We start from the raw sequence: 20,606 nt of genomic DNA, 5'->3' as shown, positions 1-20,606 counted from the left end.
TATTCATTCATTAATTAGGCTACATCTTTATGAGTCACTTTCTTCCATTCTCCCGTCCTGCTATCGGGGATGAAGAGATTAAAGCAGTTGAAAGCGTTTTACGCTCCGGCTGGATCACAACAGGTCCCCAAAATCATCAGCTAGAACAAGATTTTTGTGAAAAATTTGGTAGCAAACATGCTATTGCGGTTTGTTCTGCAACAGCGGGTATGCATGTTGTTTTGATGGCGATGGGAATAGGGCCTGGTGATGAAGTTATTACACCTTCCCAAACTTGGGTATCAACTATCAATATCATTACATTATTAGGCGCAGAGCCAGTAATGGTCGATATTGATCGTGACACATTAATGGTCAGCGCTGAATCGGTAAAAAAAGCGATTACCCCAAGAACCAAAGCAATTATCCCTGTGCATTATGCCGGAGCGCCTTGTGATCTTGATGCACTCAGAGCGGTTGCTGATGAAGCGGGCATTCCTCTGATTGAAGATGCAGCACATGCGATAGGTACTCGATATAAAGATGAATGGATAGGTGAGAAGGGAACTTCTATTTTTTCTTTTCATGCCATTAAAAATGTCACTTGTGCCGAAGGTGGATTAGTTGTTACGGACGATGATGAATTAGCCAATCGAGTCCGTTGCTTAAAATTTCATGGTTTGGGTGTTGATGCTTTTGATCGTCAAATCCAAGGACGTAAACCTCAAGCGGAAGTCGTTGAGCCTGGTTATAAATATAATCTCTCGGATATTCATGCTGCTATCGCGGTAGTGCAATTAAGTCGCTTAGAAGAAATGAATGCTAAACGTGCTGAGTTAGTTGCCCTTTATCGTGAAAAACTTCAAGATTCACCATTGGAAATGTTAAGTGTGCCGGAGTATCCACACTTACATGCTAACCATCTCTTTATGGTCAGAGTTGATAAAAATGCCTGTGGTATCGATCGTGATACATTTATGGAAAAACTCAAACAAAAAGAGATTGGTACAGGGCTTCATTTCCGTGCTGCGCATACACAAAAATACTATCGTGAGCGCTACCCTTCGTTATCCCTTCCTCAATCAGAATGGAACTCTGCAACGTTATGCTCGCTGCCGCTGTTTCCTGATATGAGCAATAAAGATGTTATTCGCGTTGTCGATGCGATCAATGAAATTCTTTCGGAGCATATCTAGTGTCAACATTTGAAAAAATCAATAAAGTATCAGTCGTTATTCCCGTTTATAACGAGGAAGAGAGTCTCCCACAGCTTTTAGAGCGAACAATCAAAAGCTGTAAACAGTTAGAACAAGAGTATGAGCTGATCCTTGTTGATGACGGAAGCAGCGATAATTCAGCAAAAATGCTAGAAGAAGCTGCCAACATTGAAGATAACCATGTTATTGCGATTATTTTAAATCGCAACTATGGTCAACACTCCGCTATTATGGCGGGTTTTAACCAAGCTGATGGGGATTTAGTCATTACCTTAGATGCTGATTTACAAAACCCACCAGAGGAGATCCCCCGTTTAGTGGCAACCGCAGAAGAGGGGTATGATGTTGTCGGAACTCGACGCCGTAACCGTCAAGATTCGTGGTTTCGTAAAACGGCCTCTAAAATGATTAATGCCATGATAACCAAGGCAACAGGTCGTTCAATGGGGGATTATGGTTGTATGTTAAGAGCATATCGTCGTCATATTATTGATGCGATGTTGCAATGCCATGAGCGTAGTACTTTTATCCCAATTTTAGCGAATACCTTCGCTCGCCGTACGATTGAAATTGAAGTTGCTCACGCTGAGCGTGAATATGGTGATTCAAAATACAGTTTCTTAAAACTCATCAATTTGATGTACGACTTATTAACCTGTCTGACAACTGCACCATTACGTTTATTAAGTGTCGTAGGTAGTGTGATTGCTGTTGCCGGCTTTTTACTTGCCGTATTACTGATTGTACTACGACTTATTTTCGGTGCAATTTGGGCGGCAGACGGAGTGTTTACACTCTTTGCTATCTTATTCATGTTTATCGGTGCGCAGTTCGTTGCAATGGGTCTATTAGGTGAATATATAGGCCGAATTTATAATGATGTAAGAGCGCGTCCTCGGTATTTTATCCAAAAAGTGGTTGGTGTTAAAAAACCCAACAAAAATCAGGAAGAAGACTAATGAAAGCAATAGTATTTGCCTATCATGATATTGGCTGTGTTGGTTTAAAAGCACTTGAAAAAGCGGGTTTCGATATTCAAGCTGTATTTACCCATACTGACGATCCTAACGAAAATCATTTCTTCTCATCCGTAGCGCGTGTTAGCGCAGAAATGGGATTAACTGTGTTTGCTCCAGAAAACGTTAATCATCCATTATGGATTGAGCGTATTCGTGAGATGAAGCCAGATGTCATTTTCTCTTTCTATTATCGCCATATGCTAAGCGATGAGATCCTGAATTTAGCACCTAAAGGTGCATTTAATTTACATGGCTCTTTATTACCTAAATATCGCGGTCGTGCACCTATCAATTGGGCCATTGTCAATGGTGAAACTGAAACAGGTGTCACTTTACATAAAATGACGGCTAAAGCAGATGCTGGTGATATCGTTGCACAAGAAAAAGTAACGATTGAAGATACTGATACTTCATTAATTTTACATGAAAAAGTCAGAGAAGCTGCGGCGAAATTAATGGCTCATACGTTACCGCATATCGCCTCAGGTAACTATTCAACAACAGCGCAAGATGAAAGCCAAGCAACTTATTATGGTCGTCGTTGTGCTGATGATGGTTTAATTGACTGGAATGCAGATGCTAAAACGGTTCATAATTTAGTTCGCGCCGTTACTGAACCATACCCAGGTGCTTTCACTTTCTTAGGTGAGCGCAAAATGATTATCTGGCGCGCACGTCCAGTGGCATATAACCAAGGTAAACGTCCGGGTACTGTTATTTCAACTGAGCCTTTAGTTATCGCATGTGCGAAAGGTGCAATTGAAGTTATCACAGGTCAAAGTGAAAATGGTCTTTATGTTCAAGGCAGCCGTTTAGCCACTGAAATGGGGATCGTGACAGATGTACGCGTTGGACCAAAAGCAACAGCACAAGTCAAACGTCGTCAACGTGTACTGATTTTAGGTGTCAATGGCTTTATTGGTAACCACCTAACCGAGCGTTTATTAAAAGATGGTAACTATGATATCTACGGTATGGATATCGGTTCATCAGCAATTGAACGCTTTATTGGTAACCCTCGTTTCCACTTTATTGAAGGTGATGTCAGCATTCATACAGAATGGATTGAATATCACATCAAGAAATGTGATGTGATCTTGCCATTAGTAGCGATTGCAACACCGATTGAATATACCCGTAATCCATTACGTGTATTTGAATTAGACTTTGAAGAGAACTTAAAAATTGTTCGTTATTGTGTTAAATACAATAAACGTATTATTTTCCCATCCACATCAGAAGTATACGGTATGTGCGATGATAAAGAGTTCGATGAAGATAATTCACGCTTAATCGTCGGTCCTATTAATAAACAACGTTGGATTTACTCTGTTTCTAAACAGTTATTAGACCGAGTTATTTGGGCTTATGGTGCTAAAGAAGGGCTGAAATTCACTTTATTCCGTCCATTTAACTGGATGGGGCCACGTCTTGATAACTTAAATTCAGCGCGTATTGGTAGCTCTCGTGCAATTACTCAGTTAATTTTGAACCTAGTGGAAGGTTCACCGATTAAACTGGTTGATGGTGGTGAGCAAAAACGTTGTTTCACTGATATTAATGATGGTATTGAAGCATTATTCCGCATTATTGAAAATCGTGATAACAAATGTGATGGTCAGATCATCAATATCGGTAACCCAACTAACGAAGCAAGTATTCGTGAGCTAGCAGAAATGCTGTTAGATTGCTTTGAAAAACATGAGTTACGCGGTCACTTCCCTCCATTTGCTGGCTTCAAGAAAATCGAAAGTAGCAGCTACTACGGTAAAGGCTATCAAGATGTTGAACACCGCAAACCAAGCATCAAAAATGCTGAGCGTCTATTAGATTGGAAACCAACTATCGAAACACGCCAAACGGTAGAAGAGACGTTAGACTTCTTCTTACGTGGTGCAGTTGAAGAGTTAGGTAATAAGTAATGAAGAAAGTTGGCTTGAGAGTCGATGTGGATACTTATCGAGGTACAAAAGAAGGTATTCCACAATTGCTGGATGTCTTTAACAAGCATAACATTCAGGCCAGCTTTTTCTTCAGTGTCGGTCCAGATAATATGGGGCGCCATTTATGGCGCCTTTTAAAACCGAAATTTCTGTGGAAAATGCTAAGGTCGAATGCTGCTTCATTATATGGACTGGATATTCTATTAGCCGGTACGGCGTGGCCAGGTAAAAAAATTGCCAAAAATTTAGGCTATTTGATGAAACAAACCCAAGATGCGGGGCATGAAGTCGGATTACACTCATGGGATCATCAAGGTTGGCAAGCTAAAGTAGGCCGTTGGTCAACAGAAGAATTAATGCAACAGGTTCGTTTAGGTGTAGAAGCACTGGAAAAAGCACTTGAAAAACCTGTAAAATGTTCTGCGGTTGCTGGGTGGCGTGCTGATGAACGTGTTCTAATGGTTAAAGAAGCTTTCCAATTTGACTACAATAGTGATTGTCGGGGAACGCATCCATTTAGGCCAGTTCTAGAAAATGGTTCTATCGGTACAGTGCAAATTCCAGTAACATTACCAACTTATGATGAAGTGGTCGGTACTAAGGTAAAGGACGAAGATTTTAATCAATTTATTATTGATGAAATCAAAAAAGATCAGGGTATACCTGTTTATACTATTCATACCGAAGTTGAGGGAATGTCAAAAGCGGCTCAATTTGAGCAGTTATTGGCAATGATTGCAAACGAAGGCATCGAATTCTGTCCATTAAGCCATCTACTACCACAAGATATAGACATGCTTCCGATGGGTAAAGTTGTCCGATCTGACTTTCCAGGTCGAGAAGGCTGGTTAGGGTGCCAACAAGAGGTCTAACAAAACTATGTTGAATAACCGGGCGAGTAAAATCGGGGCCATCCTCTTGGCTCTTTTTTTTGTTCTTACCTACTTATTTCCATTGAACAGCCGGTTATTATGGCAACCTGATGAAACACGTTATGCGGAAATTAGCCGTGAAATGGTGGTGAGCGGGAACTGGATTGTTCCCCATATGCTTGATATCCGCTATTTTGAAAAACCAATAGCAGGTTACTGGATTAATAATATTAGCCAGTTAATATTTGGTCACACTAATTTTGCCGTACGCTTTGGTTCAGTTATTTCTATCCTATTAAGTGCGCTACTTATTTATTTATTAGCACGAATGATGTGGCGTAATCGCCAAGTCGCTTTTGTGGCTAGCTTAATTTATTTATCCATGTTTTTGGTGTTTAGCGTCGGAACTTATAGCGTACTTGATCCGATGTTAGCGCTTTGGGTTACTGCAAGTATGGTGTGTTGTTTTTGGGCGTTGAAAGCAACCACGGTAAAAACGCGTATATTGGCATGGATAACGCTAGGTTTAGCTTGTGGTATGGCCTTTATGACCAAAGGCTTTTTGGCATTAGCTATCCCTGTTATTGTGATGATCCCTGTAACCCTTTACCAAAAACAGTTCACTCGGATGTTACTCTATGGTGTGCTTGCTGTTTTAAGTGCGGCGTTAATTAGCTTGCCATGGGTTTTAGCGGTGGCGAAGGCTGAGCCTGATTATTGGCACTATTTCTTTTGGGTTGAGCATATCCAACGTTTTTCTGGTGATGATGCTCAGCATAGTTCTCCTTTCTGGTATTACATCCCTATAATTTTACTGGGTGTTATTCCTTGGCTTGGATTATTACCAGGGGCACTAACTAGTGCATGGAAGAAGCGCCGTAAGCGTCCTGAACTCTTTTTCTTACTATGTTGGTTTGTAGTACCTTTCCTATTTTTTAGTATCGCGAAAGGTAAGTTACCTACTTACATGTTGCCATTTATGGGACCGTTGGCGATGTTAATGGCCAAATACGGTGTAGACTGTGCTAGAAAATTTAAAATGAAAGCACTGCGCATTAATGGCTATATTAATATTTTTATTGGTGTCGCTGCTGTTGTTGCGATATTAATTATTCAATTGGTTTCTTCTAAACCTATCTATATGCCTTATGAATGGTCAAAATGGGTATTAGCGATTGTCGCTTTCTCATTATGGGGCATCATTGGTTATCTCTGCTCTACATTAAATGGTAAACATTGGCTATGGGCAGCCTCTTGCTCTTTAGGGGTAAGCTTATGTATTGGGCAAGCCATTCCCAATAGCTCTATTGATGGTAAATTACCGCAAGAGTTTATTCGCCAAAATATCGATACCCTCAATGCGAGCAAATATATAGTCAGTAACAGCGTTGGTGTGGGGGCTGGATTAGCTTGGGAATTGCAACGTAGCGATATCTACCTTTATGAGAGAACAGGGGAATTAACCTATGGAATTGAATATCCAGATTCTCAACATAGATTACTAAAACCTGAAAGTTTTGAGCAATGGTTAGAAAATGCCAGAAAAGAAGGTAATGTCTCTGTGGTGATCACTTATAAAGATCCGAAGAAACTGGCGCAGATGCCACGACCTGAAGAGTTAGTGACTAATCGTCGTATGGCTATTTTGACCTATGAGAAACGTAAGTAATGGCCTTTTTTTTATTACTTATTGTTAGTTTGCTAACCTGTATTGGCCAAGTTTGTCAGAAACAAGCAGTGGTGAGTTGGCAAAATAATTCAACTACTAAAGCCAGAAAGACGATTTTCTGGCTTATTACTGCCATCGCTATGCTAGGCTTTGGCATGTTATTTTGGTTACGTTTACTGCAAATCCTCCCACTTAGTATTGCTTATCCGATGTTGAGTATTAACTTTATTGTCGTCACTTTGATAGGCCAATTTATCTATAAAGAGACGGTTAATGTGAAACATTGGATTGGTATTGCCTCGATTATGTTAGGTATTGTGTTAATGAGTATGCAGTCATGAAAACCGGTTACTTATGGGCCATCGCCAGCGCATTATTAGTCACAGTTGCACAACTACTGTTAAAAATAGGTATGTCAGAATTACCTGATCTGCAATTAGAAAAACAGTGGTTTGATCTTCATTGGTTATGGGCAAACATAATACCTATCAGCGTTGTTTTCGTGGGACTGATTGGCTACGTACTGTCAATGGTTTGTTGGTTATTGACTTTACGTACAATCCCCCTAAACAAAGCTTATCCACTCATCAGCCTTAGCTATGTCTTTGTTTATATTCTCGCGGTGGTTTTACCTTGGTTTCAAGAAACACTGTCGTGGTCTAAAACAATAGGTATCATTTTTATTATGCTAGGTGTTTGGTTAATAAGCCAAAAAACGGAGCAAACAACATCGCATTAGCTTAACTTAGAGAGTGTTATTTTCTCTTTAAAGTGAGCTATTGTGCGATTGACACTATCAATGCTTGTGTATTCACCTTCAATCACTTGTTTTTACGTAAAAAAGCAGATAGATTTTAAATCTATTGTCAATAATTGGGTGGATGCAATGAGAAAGCCTACTTTTTATTCTTTCTTACTCTGTATTATTCTGCTAGCTGGATGCTCATCGAGTCCCTCTAAGCGTCTCCCACCCGCGCCCCCGTTAAAAACGCAACTTTCTGATCCTATTATGGTCATTGTGCAATTAAAATCTCAGCTAGAGCAATGGTATGGTACGCCTTATCGCTATGGTGGCATGAGCCCATCAGGTATTGATTGCTCAGGGTTTGTGTATAGGACTTATAGTGATCGTTTTGATATACAACTGCCAAGAATGACTATCGATCAAACTAAATATGGTACACAAATTAGTAAAAGTGATTTGATGCCTGGTGATTTAGTGTTTTTCAAAACCGGAGGAGGGGATAACGGGCTTCATGTTGGTATTTATGATACTGACAATACCTTTATTCATGCTTCTACCAGTAAAGGCGTTATTCGTTCATCATTAGATAATGCGTATTGGAAAAAAACTTTCTGGCAGGCTCGTCGATTGTAATTTTGTGCCATTGAAGGCGCTAACCTACTGAGTGTTATGCTATCTTATAGCTAACTTTTTTCATATAGGGATATCTTATGTCAGGCAAATTGCGTCTACTTCTTTCTGAGTCTTATGATCCATGGTTTAACCTCGCGGTTGAAGAGTGCATTTTTAAACAGATGCCAGCTGATCAACGAGTCCTTTTTTTATGGCGTAATGATAATACTGTGGTGATTGGTCGAGCACAAAACCCATGGAAAGAGTGTAATACCCGAAAAATGGAAGAAGATGGTGTGAAATTGGCGCGTCGCTCAAGTGGTGGCGGTGCAGTATTTCATGATCTAGGTAATACCTGTTTTACCTTTATGGCAGGCAAACCCGAATATAATAAAACCATTTCGACGCAAATTATTTTAGATGGGTTATCGAAAGCCGGCATACAAGCAACGGCATCAGGACGAAATGATTTAGTCGTACCATTGGCTGATGGTGAAAGAAAAATTTCTGGCTCTGCCTATAAAGAGACAAAAGATCGTGGTTTTCATCATGGTACTTTATTAATTAATGCTGATTTATCTCGTTTAGCTAACTATTTAAATCCAGATCCGAAAAAACTACAGGCGAAAGGGATCACCTCGGTGCGCTCTCGTGTCACTAATTTAGTGGAATTAAAACCCGATATAACTCATGAAAAGTTATGCCAAGCGATTACTGACAGTTTTTTTGACTATTATGGTGAGCGTGTTGAAGCTGAAATTATTTCACCACAAAAATTACCTGATTTACCGGGTTTTGCAGAAACATTTGCAAAACAAAGTAGTTGGGAGTGGAATTTTGGTCAAGCGCCTGCGTTTTCACATCTATTAGATAATCGCTTTAAATGGGGTGGTGTTGAGCTGCACTTTGATATTGAACGCGGTACGATTATTAGAAGCCAAATTTATACCGACAGTTTAGATCCCGCACCATTAGAAAAGTTATCGCAGATGTTAGTTGGACAGCGTTATGCTTCTGGAACGATGAAAAGACTATTAGCACAATTAATAGAGCAGTACCCAAATAACCAATCAGAGCTTGAAGAGCTGCAACAGTGGCTTGTTCATGCGCTTTCTTAATTGATTATTATCTATCTAAGAAAACGACTGACAATAAAATGGTTTGTATAATAACAAAGCGGCAAAACATGATGTTTTGCCGCTTTGTTTTGTCAGTCAATACTTCTGGCTATATTAGCTATTTTCACATGACATAAAACGACGTGTATCTGGTAACTCACCATGTTCTCTAAATTTAGCTGGTGTAGTGTTGAAGTGTTTTTTAAAGATACGAGTAAATGTTGCTTGGGAACTAAAGCCATACATCAAAGCAATATCTAAAATGGACATGTCTTTTTCTTGTAAAGACTTTGCTGCTTCCAATAAGCGACGTTTACGTACATATTCGCCTAATGTGCAACCTTTAAAATCTTTAAAAATACGTTGCAAATGCCACTTCGAGTAGCCACTTTTATTTGCAATCGTATCAATCTTTATACCCTCATTACGTTGTAACTGAGTTTCTAACCATTTCAGAATATCATTAACGACATTTTCAGCCATAAAAACCTCCCACAATAGGTGGGGACATAGTGCCCAATTAAATAGAATAGTAACGTATGTTATTTGTAATCTATTTTAAGCATAGAGGAAATAATAGGTAGGCAAAAAGTGCTTTTTATTATTGATAATCATTATCAAAGCAATAGGAGTAAGTAATAAACAATGATTGATAGATAGTCTATCAAAAAGAAAGTAATAAGTTTTATAAAATTGGCGAATTTTATTTTATTGAATTTACTCTATTATTTAGCAATCGCTAAAATTTGTTATAGCTGTTGTTTTGCAGACTGTTATATTTTTTGATAAAAAATCAATTAAATCATTGATGAAGATGTATTTTAAATCCAATTTTATTGGTTGAAATCGTTTTTTTAATGATTAATATTTCTAATTAAAATAGGTATTGATACTAGGTTGTTTACAGTGCTTTTATCAATATATAAAGGCTAACATAAATCTGTCAAAAAACGGTTATTGCATAGGGGGAATTGTAGACAGGAGCAGAAGATAAAAGCAGATATGCTAAATAAGCTCACTCGCAGACAATGGGAGACACTCTGCGAGTGAGACGAAAGATTTTTTATAATAAAAAATGCTCTCTTACAATTTCACGACCAATTTCAATCGATGCTGTTGCGGCAGGAGAAGGGGCATTACATACATGTAATGAACGTTTGCCTTTAACAAAGTGAAAATCATCAACTAATTTTCCTTCGCGAGTTAAAGCTTGGGCGCGTACACCTGCCGGACCTGGGTGAATATCTGCTTCACGTAGAGCAGGAATAAGCTTTTGTGCATTTTGGGCAAACAGCTTACGTGAATAGGAACGACGTAATTCGGCCATCCCTTCACCTAAATAATTTCCGGCTATTTTCCAAAATCCTTTATAGGTTAGTACTTCAGTGAGATCTTTTAAGTCAATATCACTTTTCTTGTAGCCTTCACGTTTAAAGGCTAATACGGCATTAGGGCCTACGTCACGATGCCCGTTATACATACGTGTAAAATGGACACCTAAAAATGGGAAATCAGGATTCGGCACAGGATAAATAAGATGATTAACTAAATAATTTTTATTTGAGTTGAGCATAAAATATTCGCCACGAAAGGGAACTATCTTCATGCCGGTATCGTAGCCCGCCATTTTTGCTACCCGATCACTAAATAATCCAGCACAATTAATCAGCCACTTTGCGGTAAATTGTGTTGTGGATGTGGTGACTGTTACCGTTTCGTCCGTTTCATTAATCGCATTTACTGCTTGGTTAAAGGCAAATACTCCACCTCGAGCTTGAATGATTTCAACGTGTTTGGCGGCAATTTCCGGATAATTGACAATACCGGCATCAGGAACAAGCAAAGCAGCAATACCATTAACATAAGGCTCCCTGGCTTTTAGCTCGCTCTCGGTCATTTTAATTACTTCAAGGCCATTTTGTATTCCACGTTGATAGATATTTTCTAATGCTGGTAGCTCTTTTTCATCAGTTGCCACAATCACCTTGCCACAACGATCGTAATAGAGATGATGCTGTTTACAAAAATTGTAAGTCGTGATGTTACCTTGCTTAGCGAGTCTTGCCTTTAGGCTTCCTGGTGTATAGTAAATCCCCGAATGAACAACATTGCTGTTATGGCCACTTTGATGAACGGCGGGGCCAGACTCCTTATCAATCACCAGTACTTTAAGCTCAGGTTGGCTTTCTTGTAATGCACTGGCAACCCCTAATCCTACTAATCCTGCACCGATGATAATTACGTCATAAGTCATAATACTACCCATATAATCCAGTATAAGAGTTAATTTTTTTCTTGTTGTAAGCGCTTTAATTTTCCACGTACATTGGCTAAATGAAGACGCATTTTGTGGCTAGTTTCATCACTATCTTGTTGCCTTATTGCTTCAACAATAGCTTCATGCTCTGCAATAACACGCTCAGTTTCGGCAATACGTCCTTTATTTTGGCTTAAGGAATACATCAATACGCCAAGATAAAGCTCATGTAAGTTATCGAGGATGCGCACGAAAAAAGGATTATGTGAAGCAACCATAATGGCACGATGAAATTGATAGTCTTCTTGATGACCAATGTTGTTGTTTTTCTGCGTGGCTAAGATAAAGGCCTGATGTGCTTGCTCTATCGTCAGCAATTCTTCTGGTGTTCGGCGTAAAGCGGCAATGGCTGCCGCTTCATGTTCAATGACCTCACGCATTTCAAGCAGTGATTCAATTTCTTGAGGACAAGCAATTTCCATCACAATAGGTTCGTATTTACTCAAGATAGAGTGGTCAATAACGCGTCTACCACCCCCTTGGCGTGACGTAATAATGCCACTCGCTTCTAATACCCCTAATGCTTCTCTGATGGGAACTCTGCTAACGCCAAAGGCGTCAGCGAGTACATTTTCAGACGGTAGTTTTTCACCAATAGGATAGGTCCCGTCATAAATATTTTGCTTAATTTGATCAAGAATTTGTTGCGACGCTTTTTGGCGTGAGATCTTTTTTATCATCTAGTTTTCTCCAGATACTTGCCCTACATTGACCAGCTGTTTTTTAGAGCGCAACAGATGGAAAGCGCCAGTAAGTAAGATCAACGCCATACCTAATAAATCGGTATATAGTCCGGGCTTAATCATTAAAATAGCGGCCGCTGCAAAGGCGATACGTTCAAACCATGTTGTTTTGATTATCCAAAAATTCGCAGTGGCAATACTTAGTGCATAAATTCCCACTAATGCACTGATGACCATTAACCCGATAGAGATAACACTTAAATTATCACCTTGCATCAGTAATGCAGGGTTATAAACCAAAATAAAAGGAATAATAAAACCAGGGAGTGCTAAACGTACCGCATCCCATGAAGTTTGCATCGGATCGGCTCTCGCAATACTTGCTGCCGTATAGCTTGCTAGGGCGACCGGAGGAGTAATATTGGATAACGCGCCAAACCAGAAGACAAAGAAATGAGCCGCTAAAGGCATCACACCGGCTTTAATTAAGATAGGTGACACTGTAACGGCAACCACGATATATAGAGCAGTCGATGGTAAGCCCATACTTAATACAATACAGACTAACATCACAACCAGTAAGATCATCCATAATGTATTGTCAGTCATAGAGACAATATTAAATGCTAAGGTCGCACCGATACCGGTCATGGTAACAACACAAATAATCACACCAATAGCAGCACAAGCGATAGTCACTTGTACCGAGCCACGAGCCGCTTCTGCTAAAGCATCAGCCACTTTAGTTAATGTCATTCGTACCGTTTTATCAGGTGTTAGCCAGCTGGCAACAATAATGGTTAAGATACCAAGAAAACCCGCATAAATAGGGGTTTTACCCATTAATAACGTGCCAATTACAATAATTAAAGGTAATAGTAATAAACCGCGTGCTTTTAATACCGCTTTAACTTGTGGAATATTCTCTTTGCTAAGTCCTTTTAAACCTTGTTTTTTCGCTTCAATATCAATTGCCATGATCAAGGCCGCGTAATAGAGCAACGCAGGAATAATCGCGGCAATAACAATCGTGGTATAAGAAATTCCCAAAAAGCCCGCCATAATAAAAGCAGCCGCACCCATAATCGGTGGCATGATCATTCCACCTGTAGATGCAGTAGCTTCAACGGCACCCGCAAAACGTGATGTTAAGCCAATGTTTTTCATTAATGGAATGGTAAAGGTTCCCGTAGTGGCTACGTTGGCGACCGCGCTACCACTTAATGAACCTGTTAATGCTGATGAAATGACGGCAACTTGAGCAGGCCCCCCACGGCGACGTCCCGCCATGGCTAGCGCTAAATCATTAAATAGTGCTGTGGCACCACTAACACTTAAAAACGAACCGAATAAAATAAATACCACGATAGCGGTAGAGGCAGTAGAGAGTGTAATACCAAAAATACCTTCACTGGTCATAAATAAACGATATAACAGTCTCTCTACAGAAAATCCTGCATGACCAAAAATACCCATAAAGTATTGGCCAAATAGGGCATAGATAATGGCGAATGTGGCTAGGCTAGGAATAAAATAGCCCGTTGTTCTTCTTGCTGCTTCAAAAAGAACAATAATGCCAAGAATTGCCATCGCATAATCCATTGTGTTGGGAATACTTTTTCTTACCACATGGAGATCAACATAGTTAAAGAAAAAATAGCCATAGCTGATTAATGTTAAAGCGATAAACAGATAATCCCAGCCATTAAATTTCGCGGTAGAAAATCGTTTAGAGAATGGAAATAAAATAAAACCAAGGATCAAAATACCACTAAGAAAAATAGTATTACGATAAAACTCTTGGGTGTTGGATAAGGCATTAGAGTAAATAGCATACAACGAAATGAATATCGCCAGTGTGGTGGTGATTTTTAAATAGATACCGGTAAGGTGACGAGTGCCTGAGCTAGCTTCTTTATCTAATGCTGGTGGCTCTACCGGAGTTAGGTGGTCATTATTAGTCATAACTCACTCCTGTTATTTATTATTAGTTTGCGTTTGAGCTTCAGGTGGAATTAAATAGTCAGGGATATCTAATCCAATTTCTTTGTAATAACGATAAGCTCCAAGGTGTAATGGCACAGAAACACCTTTTAACGCATTTTCGGTGGTGATGTATTTTGCAGCACTATGTACTTGATGAACTTCTGGTAAGTTTTCAAACATGGTTTTAGTCAATTCATAAACTAACTGGTCATCAATACTTGTGGTTGTCATTAAGATATTAGGTTGTGCAATGGTGTTTACTTTTTCTGCTTGGCGAGGGTAGGTATTTGCTGGTATTTCGAAGCGAAACCAAGAGTTAGCAATATGATTAATATCATCAAGTTGCTTATCAGTCACTTCAAGTAATTTGGCATTAACACCACTGGCATACATATCGGTAACCGCAGAGGCGGGAACACCCGCAGGTAATGCCCCTCCATCAAGGCGTCCATCACGCATTGCTGAAACGGTATCTCCATAACCAAGATATTCAGGAGTGATCTCTTTTTTAGTTAAATTCACACCTTTAAGAATGATAATGGTCGATTGTTCAGTGCCACTTGCTTGTGGCCCGACAGAGAAGCTGGTGGCACGAATATCATCCAATGTTCCTGTTTTTACTTTGTCATTCATTAAGACAAAGTGCTCTACATTTGGCCAAAGCATTGATATGGAACGTAGATTTTTTTCAGGTTTGCCTTCAAAATTACGCACACCTTCGTAAGCTTCCACAGCTAATAGACTTTGTAGAATAGAAAGCTGAGCTTCGTTTTGTTGCATTAAATAGATATTTTCAATTGAGCCAGCAGAGGACTGCCCTGTGACTTGTATTCCTCTATCCTTGAGGTGGGTGCTCCAAACATTGGCTAAACCGACTCCCATCGGGTAATAAGTTCCTCCTGTTGAGGCCGTTGCTACAGAGAGAAATTGCTTATTGGCATTCTCTTTTTTGCCGATCATTGCTAGTGATACAACAGCAATAACAGCAACAATACCGATGGCAAGCTTTGTTTTTCTTATTCTCATGATGTTGTTCCTGTACATAAAAACGCAGGTGAATATTTCACATCAACTTGTATACAACATGACAACTTTTATAGGTAAAGGAAGGTTACGAAATTGTGAACTGGGTTGATTAATTTGATACGTGAATGTAACAAATTGTGATCATGATGGTGATTATGTAAATTATATCCATAATTAAGGGGTTTTTATCAAGAAGACAGAGAAAATATCGATAACTTGGGTTATTTGAAAAATAATTCACTAAAAAATAAATTAATAATAGATTTTCTAAAATAAATAACCATTTACATTAAAGGAATAAATAAGAGCAGAGAGGGGCAAGGAAATAATAATTAACGGGTATGGCTAACGAATAAATATCAAAATTAGTCAATTAAAGATAATAATTAAAAATTATTATTTTATAATGAGATGGAGAGTACGCCATTGGCTATTAAAATAAATACTCCCGACCACACTAAGGCTGAAACAGCACTTGTTAGATAAATACCATAAATGGGGAGTTTTAATAAACCTGCGCTAAAAGGCGTAAGGTAGCGAAACACAGCTAAAAAGCGTGAAATAAAAAGAATAAAGAATGCTTTATTTTTTAACAGTTGTTGTATACGTAAGATCTTTGTTTGATAGCGGGTAACCCATTTATTTAAGCGAGGGAAATAATAAATGGAACGTCCTAACTGATAACTTGCTATAGATCCTAATAAGGCACCTAAACTAGTTGCTAACCAAAGTAAAATAGGCGAATGGAAGGGCAAGCAAACCCCAAATATTAAGATCAGCATTAAAGATGCGGGAGGTAAAAAGGATGAAATACCAATAGTGGATTTTCCCGCAGTGAGTAGGGTAATAGTAGAAAATAAAGCGATAGGAGAAACATGACTTAATGTGTCAAGCATTGAATGGAGTATCTCCATTTTATTCTCCTTTGATAATATTTTGCCCCTTTAGTATAGAGTGCATCTTTATACCAGACTGTCCGTTAGCCTAGCAAAATTTAATGGTCAGAAAAAGTAAGTCAAGAGCTTGTAAATAAAATGCCCCTCCATTTTAATGTCTAATTCGTTAACAGGAGGGGCTTATTACTAAATAATTAAATTATAATTAATGTGTTTCATTAATTTAGCATTATCACGATAATCAACGGGAATGGCTAACACAGCAGGACCATCAACAGCTATCGCTTCACGTAATGTATTACGAAGTTGAGATGCGCACTCAACAGAAAATCCTTTAGCCCCAAAAGATTCTGCATAGCGTTTAAAATCAATGGGGCCAAATTTTACGCCAGAAGGACGGCCATATTTTACCTCTTCTTGCATCTCCACCATATTATAAGCATTATCAACCCAGATAATATGTAATATATTGGTATTAAGACGAACTGCGGTTTCTAGCTCCATTGAAGATTGCATAAATCCCCCATCACCAGAAACAGAGATAATTTTATCGCAAGGACGTACAAAAGAAGCGCCTATTCCCCAAGGTAATGCAACTCCCATGGTTTGTTGGCCATTAGAAATTAGCATTTGTCTCGCTCTAAAACTATAAAGGTAACGTGCAAGCCAAATATGAAAACTCCCCATATCAATACAAAGGGTGACATCGTTATCAATGATATCTTGCATTTCATGTATGATAGTTAAAGGATGAATAGGTGTGCCTTGTCTAAAATAACTATTTTGTTGCAAAATTTCCCTTTGCTGACGTATTTTCTCTAGTATTCCTTGGCTCTGATTAGACAATTGTAATTTTGAATTAGGTTGGTGAGTTAATTGTTGAGTTAACTTATCCAGTGTTAATTTAATATTACCTGTTAATTCTAAGGCAGGGCAGTAAGCTAAATCGATTTCAGCTTGGATCTCATCAATATGGATAATATTGGCATTATGACTGTTCCATAAGGCAGGCTCATATTCAATCGGGCTATAACCTAAAGTGATAACTAAATCAGCGTGTGCCAGTAATTCATCCCCTGGCTGATTATTAAATAAACCAATTCGTCCGGCAAAGAGTGGAAAATGGCGATGAGCAATAGCCCCGGCAGATTGATAAGTACCTACAATAGGAACAGGAAAAATATCAAGAAAATTCTGTAAGGCAAGAGCATTTTCCGGATCGCTGGCTTGAAGCCCTATTAATATCACAGGGTTTTTCGCTTGTAATAATAAGCTGATCGCTTCTTGAATAGCATCATCACTCGCCGCACCTAAATTAGGTTTGGATTTAGGTGTTAATAACGGGCTATCTACCTCATTATTGAGTATATCCATTGGAAAGGTTAAAAAAGCCGAGCCGGGACGACCTGACTCCGCATGACGAAAAGCATTGGCTAACGTCTCTGAAATTGATTGTGAAGAATCAACTTCAGCACAAAACTTAGTGATTGGGTTAAACATTGTTACTGTGTCCATACTTTGATGAACCAGTTTAAGTCTATCCGTAGATTTAACTGAGCCTCCTAAGGCAACTAGAGGATCACCTTCTGATGTAGCTGTCGCAATGCCTGTTGCTAGATTAGAACAACCGGGACCAGAAGTGGCTATCGCCACACCCGCTTTACCGGTTAAACGTCCTACCGCACCCGCCATAAAAGCCGCATTGGCTTCGTGACGCACAACAATAGTTTTAATTGTTGAATCAACCAAAGAATCAAAAACACGGTCAATTTTGGCTCCGGGGATCCCAAAAACTTGTTTAACACCATGTTGTTCTAATTGCTTAACCACCAAGTCAGCACCGCAATTCCAATGATGAGAGTTCATAAAACCTTCTTTAAGTTTGCAAGTGAATGAATAAAAACAGAATGACCTTTAGGAATGATTACTTTCAGTTTTCGGCTTGTTCTATTGCCTGATGAAGGTCATCGGGCATTAAATTAGCTTCTAAGAATGTTGATTGATGAGGTAAGTCAATAGTAAAACGAGAGATAACACCGATTTGTAGGGTGCCTTTTTTTAATTGATAATCAAGTACATGGCCACCACCTTCACGTTGGTGATTAATATAATGCTCATGAAATCCAGCAACATTAAGGCCTTGAGTAAATTGCGGGGAACGAAAGCCGGCAATAATACCCATTTCATCGTGAAAGGTAAAAATAGGCTGATTTTCAATGGCTTCTAGCATGGGCACATAAGGAGGCTCTTGACGTGGCACTGTACGTGTTTTAACTAATTCAAATTCGCCTTCAATTTTGATGGCACAAAATAGATTATCGGAAGGGACATATTGGTTAATAATATTGTGAACCTGTTGTTGGGAGACAGGATCTGAAAACTGATGTGTAATATCAGGTTTAAAGAATGTCATTACAGCAAAGGGCGAGCCTTGATCTGGACGGGCTTCTCGCGCACTGCCATCTGAACGTAATTGAAAAACGTTACTATCAAAGGCGACCAATTCGCCATCAAGATGATTAAAAGTACCTAAACCAAAATCACCATGCTTTAATAAATCAGCAATAGTAACATCACTATCATAAACACCAGCAATAAGACTACTCATTAAAGAATTTTGGTAGATAGTACATTCTGGATGTTTATTAATATAATGATTTAAAGAAGTTATTATTTCTTGGGTGCAGTTGCAGGAACTATGAGTATTTTTATGGTTATGGGTGATATCACTATTATCTCGCTCGATATGGTTAAAGCTAGTTTTCATAATGAAGCAGATCCTTATTTATTTAGATAGACATTCATCAACTATCAATTTCATTATTAGCCCTATAGGTAAGATTTTCAAATGTTTTAATTGATATTAAAAAAGATGTGATAATCATAGAGAGTGAGGTTAAAGCTATTTTATTGTTTTTTATAAATTTAATTTTACGTGTAACTTTATTAAAAAAAAATTAAAAAAATATCAATGTTATTGATGAGGTTGCTTTGTTTGTTTCTTTTGGAAACTATAAATTAATGTAATTATTTTGAGCGATTATGAGTAATCACAAGGAAATTAAAGAAGGATTTAAAGAAAATGGATATTAATAGTTTTTTATTTTCATTGTGATTTATTAGAAATATATTTTTAGTTATAAATAATAAAATTAATTTTCTTAAAATTTAAAAAAAGATTAATTTTAATAATTATTATTTAGGAGGAAGTTAGAGTTATCAAGAAGGATAAAAGTGTTACAAAATGTAACTTTTAATTCCAGGTAAACAGAAATGTATCTATATATGTAAGATTGCTGTTGTTATTATGTAAGTTGTTAATTTTCATTTGTCATTATATATCAACAGATTATGTTGATTTTTTTACATTTATGATCGGTATCTCCGATCAATGGTCTGATTATGATAGGTTTTACCTATTGCATTTCACTTAATTGATCGATTAAAACGTTTTTACTAAGTCTAATTATGACAATATAGTAATAAAAATTTTAGTTAAGTAGAGGGTAAAGTAAGAAAAAGGAATGCTTTCACAAATGAAAAAAGATGATAATAATAGCGTTAGTATGTCGGATTTTTTTAATAAAAAAACAGGGTTGTTTATAAAGTATAAAAGGAAAGAGTTAGGTTTAACAGGACAGGATTTAGCGATCATATTGAATGTTAGTCAGCAACAAATTTCTCGATATGAAAATGGAACTACAAATATTACTGTTACCTTACTTAATAAAATACTGATGATATTGGACTCATCATGGAGTGAGTTTTTAACATTTAATGAATTAACTGATAGGTATTAATTCTGATTTAATTGTTGTTAATTAATATTTAATATATGGGGAAGTTTAAATGAAAAAATTATTATTACCTTTAGTCATGAGCAGTGCATTATTTAGTGGATATACATTAGCTAATACCGGTGAAGTTCAATTTATTGGTGCGGTTACGTCGGAAACGTGTGATATTGATACAGAAATTGGTGGTTTAGTTAAATCAACAATCGATTTGGGTAAAATGACCACTGCAGATACCAATGGTAAATATGTTGAATTTGAATTAGTCCCTCGTACGGATGAATGCCTGAAAAAAACCAGTGGCCAAGTTGGTTGGCAAAGTGCAGGTTTTACTAATTCAGGTCTTGCTAATATGAAAGGTACTGCCGGTGGTGTATCTATTCAATTAACAGCGATTAATTCAACCACACCTAATCAGGATGTAACTTATAATAACCAAAGTGTTGATTTTGGTAATGGTAATGATCCAATTGGTAATATGAAATTTAAAGCAAGAATGACAGCAACGGCAGGTCAAACTGTTACAGAGGGTACTGTAATTTCAAGCGCAACTTATGCAGTAGCTTATAAATAATGTTTCATTATTTAATTTTATAATGTCTATTATCAATGTAGTTACTTTTATTTAATTATTCTAATAATAGTTATTATTATGCTCTATTTAAGGTGCTTTTAATTTATTCTATTTTTGTGAATATAAATAAAGTTTAATATAAGCATTATGACTGGA

General features: G+C 37.9%; 19 protein-coding genes. 11 read left to right on the top strand and 8 right to left on the bottom strand.

Features of this window, described 5'->3' with window-relative positions:
• Nucleotides 1-29 precede the first annotated feature (29 nt).
• The 9 genes from arnB (at nt 30) to GWI58_RS11355 (ending at nt 9,174) form a co-directional block, all read left to right on the top strand.
• Nucleotides 30-1,175 (top strand): UDP-4-amino-4-deoxy-L-arabinose aminotransferase, encoded by a 1,146-nt coding sequence (arnB, locus tag GWI58_RS11395; RefSeq protein WP_036894814.1) that lies wholly within the window; start codon nt 30-32, stop codon nt 1,173-1,175.
• Nucleotides 1,175-2,155 (top strand): undecaprenyl-phosphate 4-deoxy-4-formamido-L-arabinose transferase, encoded by a 981-nt coding sequence (gene arnC, locus GWI58_RS11390; protein WP_004242618.1) that lies wholly within the window; start codon nt 1,175-1,177, stop codon nt 2,153-2,155. Before arnB ends, arnC begins: the two co-directional genes overlap by 1 nt.
• Entirely contained in the window at nt 2,155-4,137 is a 1,983-nt protein-coding gene (arnA, locus tag GWI58_RS11385; RefSeq protein ID WP_161769188.1) for a bifunctional UDP-4-amino-4-deoxy-L-arabinose formyltransferase/UDP-glucuronic acid oxidase ArnA, read from the top strand. Before arnC ends, arnA begins: the two co-directional genes overlap by 1 nt.
• Nucleotides 4,137-5,030: a 4-deoxy-4-formamido-L-arabinose-phosphoundecaprenol deformylase gene (gene arnD / locus GWI58_RS11380; RefSeq protein WP_004242622.1), complete on the top strand. Its 894-nt coding sequence runs from the start codon at nt 4,137-4,139 to the stop codon at nt 5,028-5,030. Before arnA ends, arnD begins: the two co-directional genes overlap by 1 nt.
• A gap of 7 nt (nt 5,031-5,037) precedes the next feature.
• Entirely contained in the window at nt 5,038-6,699 is a 1,662-nt protein-coding gene (gene arnT, locus GWI58_RS11375) for a lipid IV(A) 4-amino-4-deoxy-L-arabinosyltransferase (RefSeq protein WP_004242623.1), read from the top strand.
• Entirely contained in the window at nt 6,699-7,040 is a 342-nt protein-coding gene (gene arnE / locus GWI58_RS11370; RefSeq protein ID WP_004247948.1) for a 4-amino-4-deoxy-L-arabinose-phosphoundecaprenol flippase subunit ArnE, read from the top strand. Before arnT ends, arnE begins: the two co-directional genes overlap by 1 nt.
• On the top strand, nt 7,037-7,438 hold the full coding sequence (arnF, locus tag GWI58_RS11365; protein WP_004242625.1) for a 4-amino-4-deoxy-L-arabinose-phosphoundecaprenol flippase subunit ArnF: 402 nt from the start codon (nt 7,037-7,039) through the stop codon (nt 7,436-7,438). The genes arnE and arnF overlap by 4 nt, the downstream gene beginning before the upstream one ends.
• A 147-nt stretch (nt 7,439-7,585) precedes the next feature.
• Complete coding sequence (locus GWI58_RS11360) at nt 7,586-8,077, top strand: NlpC/P60 family protein (RefSeq protein WP_012367837.1); 492 nt, start codon at nt 7,586-7,588, stop codon at nt 8,075-8,077.
• A 77-nt stretch (nt 8,078-8,154) separates the two neighbouring features.
• Complete coding sequence (locus GWI58_RS11355) at nt 8,155-9,174, top strand: lipoate--protein ligase A (protein WP_094959121.1); 1,020 nt, start codon at nt 8,155-8,157, stop codon at nt 9,172-9,174.
• A gap of 114 nt (nt 9,175-9,288) precedes the next feature.
• On the opposite strand, the gene GWI58_RS11350 is transcribed toward GWI58_RS11355, so the two are convergent.
• The 8 genes from GWI58_RS11350 to budA all read right to left on the bottom strand — a co-directional run bounded on the left by GWI58_RS11350 (nt 9,289) and on the right by budA (nt 18,849).
• Nucleotides 9,289-9,657 carry a helix-turn-helix domain-containing protein gene (locus GWI58_RS11350; RefSeq protein WP_004242629.1) on the bottom strand — a complete coding sequence of 123 codons (369 nt, stop codon included), beginning with the start codon at nt 9,655-9,657 and terminating at the stop codon, nt 9,289-9,291.
• 580 nt (nt 9,658-10,237) lie between these two features.
• Nucleotides 10,238-11,440: an L-2-hydroxyglutarate oxidase gene (gene lhgO / locus GWI58_RS11345; protein ID WP_004242630.1), complete on the bottom strand. Its 1,203-nt coding sequence runs from the start codon at nt 11,438-11,440 to the stop codon at nt 10,238-10,240.
• A gap of 17 nt (nt 11,441-11,457) precedes the next feature.
• Nucleotides 11,458-12,171 (bottom strand): FadR/GntR family transcriptional regulator, encoded by a 714-nt coding sequence (locus GWI58_RS11340; RefSeq protein WP_004242631.1) that lies wholly within the window; start codon nt 12,169-12,171, stop codon nt 11,458-11,460.
• The gene (locus GWI58_RS11335) at nt 12,172-14,139 is read right to left on the bottom strand and encodes a TRAP transporter permease (RefSeq protein WP_004242632.1); all 1,968 of its coding nucleotides are present in this window, start codon (nt 14,137-14,139) and stop codon (nt 12,172-12,174) included. It lies immediately after the preceding gene.
• A 12-nt stretch (nt 14,140-14,151) separates the two neighbouring features.
• Nucleotides 14,152-15,186 (bottom strand): TAXI family TRAP transporter solute-binding subunit, encoded by a 1,035-nt coding sequence (locus GWI58_RS11330; RefSeq protein WP_004242633.1) that lies wholly within the window; start codon nt 15,184-15,186, stop codon nt 14,152-14,154.
• A 401-nt stretch (nt 15,187-15,587) separates the two neighbouring features.
• Nucleotides 15,588-16,100 carry a DedA family protein gene (locus GWI58_RS11325; protein ID WP_094959124.1) on the bottom strand — a complete coding sequence of 171 codons (513 nt, stop codon included), beginning with the start codon at nt 16,098-16,100 and terminating at the stop codon, nt 15,588-15,590.
• Nucleotides 16,101-16,268: 168 nt separating this feature from the next.
• Nucleotides 16,269-17,948, bottom strand: a complete 1,680-nt coding sequence (alsS, locus tag GWI58_RS11320) for an acetolactate synthase AlsS (protein WP_161769187.1) — start codon at nt 17,946-17,948, stop codon at nt 16,269-16,271.
• 64 nt (nt 17,949-18,012) lie between these two features.
• Nucleotides 18,013-18,849 (bottom strand): acetolactate decarboxylase, encoded by an 837-nt coding sequence (gene budA / locus GWI58_RS11315; RefSeq protein WP_036894824.1) that lies wholly within the window; start codon nt 18,847-18,849, stop codon nt 18,013-18,015.
• Between the two features lie 769 nt (nt 18,850-19,618).
• Here budA and GWI58_RS11310 point away from each other — a divergent pair.
• Nucleotides 19,619-19,882 (top strand): helix-turn-helix domain-containing protein, encoded by a 264-nt coding sequence (locus tag GWI58_RS11310; protein ID WP_004247955.1) that lies wholly within the window; start codon nt 19,619-19,621, stop codon nt 19,880-19,882.
• A 49-nt stretch (nt 19,883-19,931) separates the two neighbouring features.
• Nucleotides 19,932-20,450: a fimbrial protein gene (locus tag GWI58_RS11305; RefSeq protein ID WP_004247956.1), complete on the top strand. Its 519-nt coding sequence runs from the start codon at nt 19,932-19,934 to the stop codon at nt 20,448-20,450.
• Nucleotides 20,451-20,606: the final 156 nt, after the last annotated feature.

This window comes from Proteus sp. G2674 (assembly GCF_009915195.1).
In the GTDB taxonomy this organism is placed as follows: domain Bacteria; phylum Pseudomonadota; class Gammaproteobacteria; order Enterobacterales; family Enterobacteriaceae; genus Proteus; species Proteus mirabilis.
This window is presented reverse-complemented; position numbering and strand designations above follow the sequence as displayed.

Coding starts and splice junctions, on each gene's coding strand:
- arnT (WP_004242623.1), top strand. CDS start 5,038: ATGTTGAATAACCGGGCGAGTAAAATCGGGGCCATCCTCTTGGCTCTT.
- GWI58_RS11325 (WP_094959124.1), bottom strand. CDS start 16,100: ATGGAGATACTCCATTCAATGCTTGACACATTAAGTCATGTTTCTCCT.
- alsS (WP_161769187.1), bottom strand. CDS start 17,948: ATGAACTCTCATCATTGGAATTGCGGTGCTGACTTGGTGGTTAAGCAA.
- arnD (WP_004242622.1), top strand. CDS start 4,137: ATGAAGAAAGTTGGCTTGAGAGTCGATGTGGATACTTATCGAGGTACA.
- GWI58_RS11305 (WP_004247956.1), top strand. CDS start 19,932: ATGAAAAAATTATTATTACCTTTAGTCATGAGCAGTGCATTATTTAGT.
- arnE (WP_004247948.1), top strand. CDS start 6,699: ATGGCCTTTTTTTTATTACTTATTGTTAGTTTGCTAACCTGTATTGGC.
- budA (WP_036894824.1), bottom strand. CDS start 18,849: ATGAAAACTAGCTTTAACCATATCGAGCGAGATAATAGTGATATCACC.
- arnA (WP_161769188.1), top strand. CDS start 2,155: ATGAAAGCAATAGTATTTGCCTATCATGATATTGGCTGTGTTGGTTTA.
- GWI58_RS11335 (WP_004242632.1), bottom strand. CDS start 14,139: ATGACTAATAATGACCACCTAACTCCGGTAGAGCCACCAGCATTAGAT.
- GWI58_RS11355 (WP_094959121.1), top strand. CDS start 8,155: ATGTCAGGCAAATTGCGTCTACTTCTTTCTGAGTCTTATGATCCATGG.
- GWI58_RS11310 (WP_004247955.1), top strand. CDS start 19,619: ATGAAAAAAGATGATAATAATAGCGTTAGTATGTCGGATTTTTTTAAT.
- GWI58_RS11360 (WP_012367837.1), top strand. CDS start 7,586: ATGAGAAAGCCTACTTTTTATTCTTTCTTACTCTGTATTATTCTGCTA.
- GWI58_RS11340 (WP_004242631.1), bottom strand. CDS start 12,171: ATGATAAAAAAGATCTCACGCCAAAAAGCGTCGCAACAAATTCTTGAT.
- GWI58_RS11350 (WP_004242629.1), bottom strand. CDS start 9,657: ATGGCTGAAAATGTCGTTAATGATATTCTGAAATGGTTAGAAACTCAG.
- arnB (WP_036894814.1), top strand. CDS start 30: ATGAGTCACTTTCTTCCATTCTCCCGTCCTGCTATCGGGGATGAAGAG.
- GWI58_RS11330 (WP_004242633.1), bottom strand. CDS start 15,186: ATGAGAATAAGAAAAACAAAGCTTGCCATCGGTATTGTTGCTGTTATT.
- arnF (WP_004242625.1), top strand. CDS start 7,037: ATGAAAACCGGTTACTTATGGGCCATCGCCAGCGCATTATTAGTCACA.
- lhgO (WP_004242630.1), bottom strand. CDS start 11,440: ATGGGTAGTATTATGACTTATGACGTAATTATCATCGGTGCAGGATTA.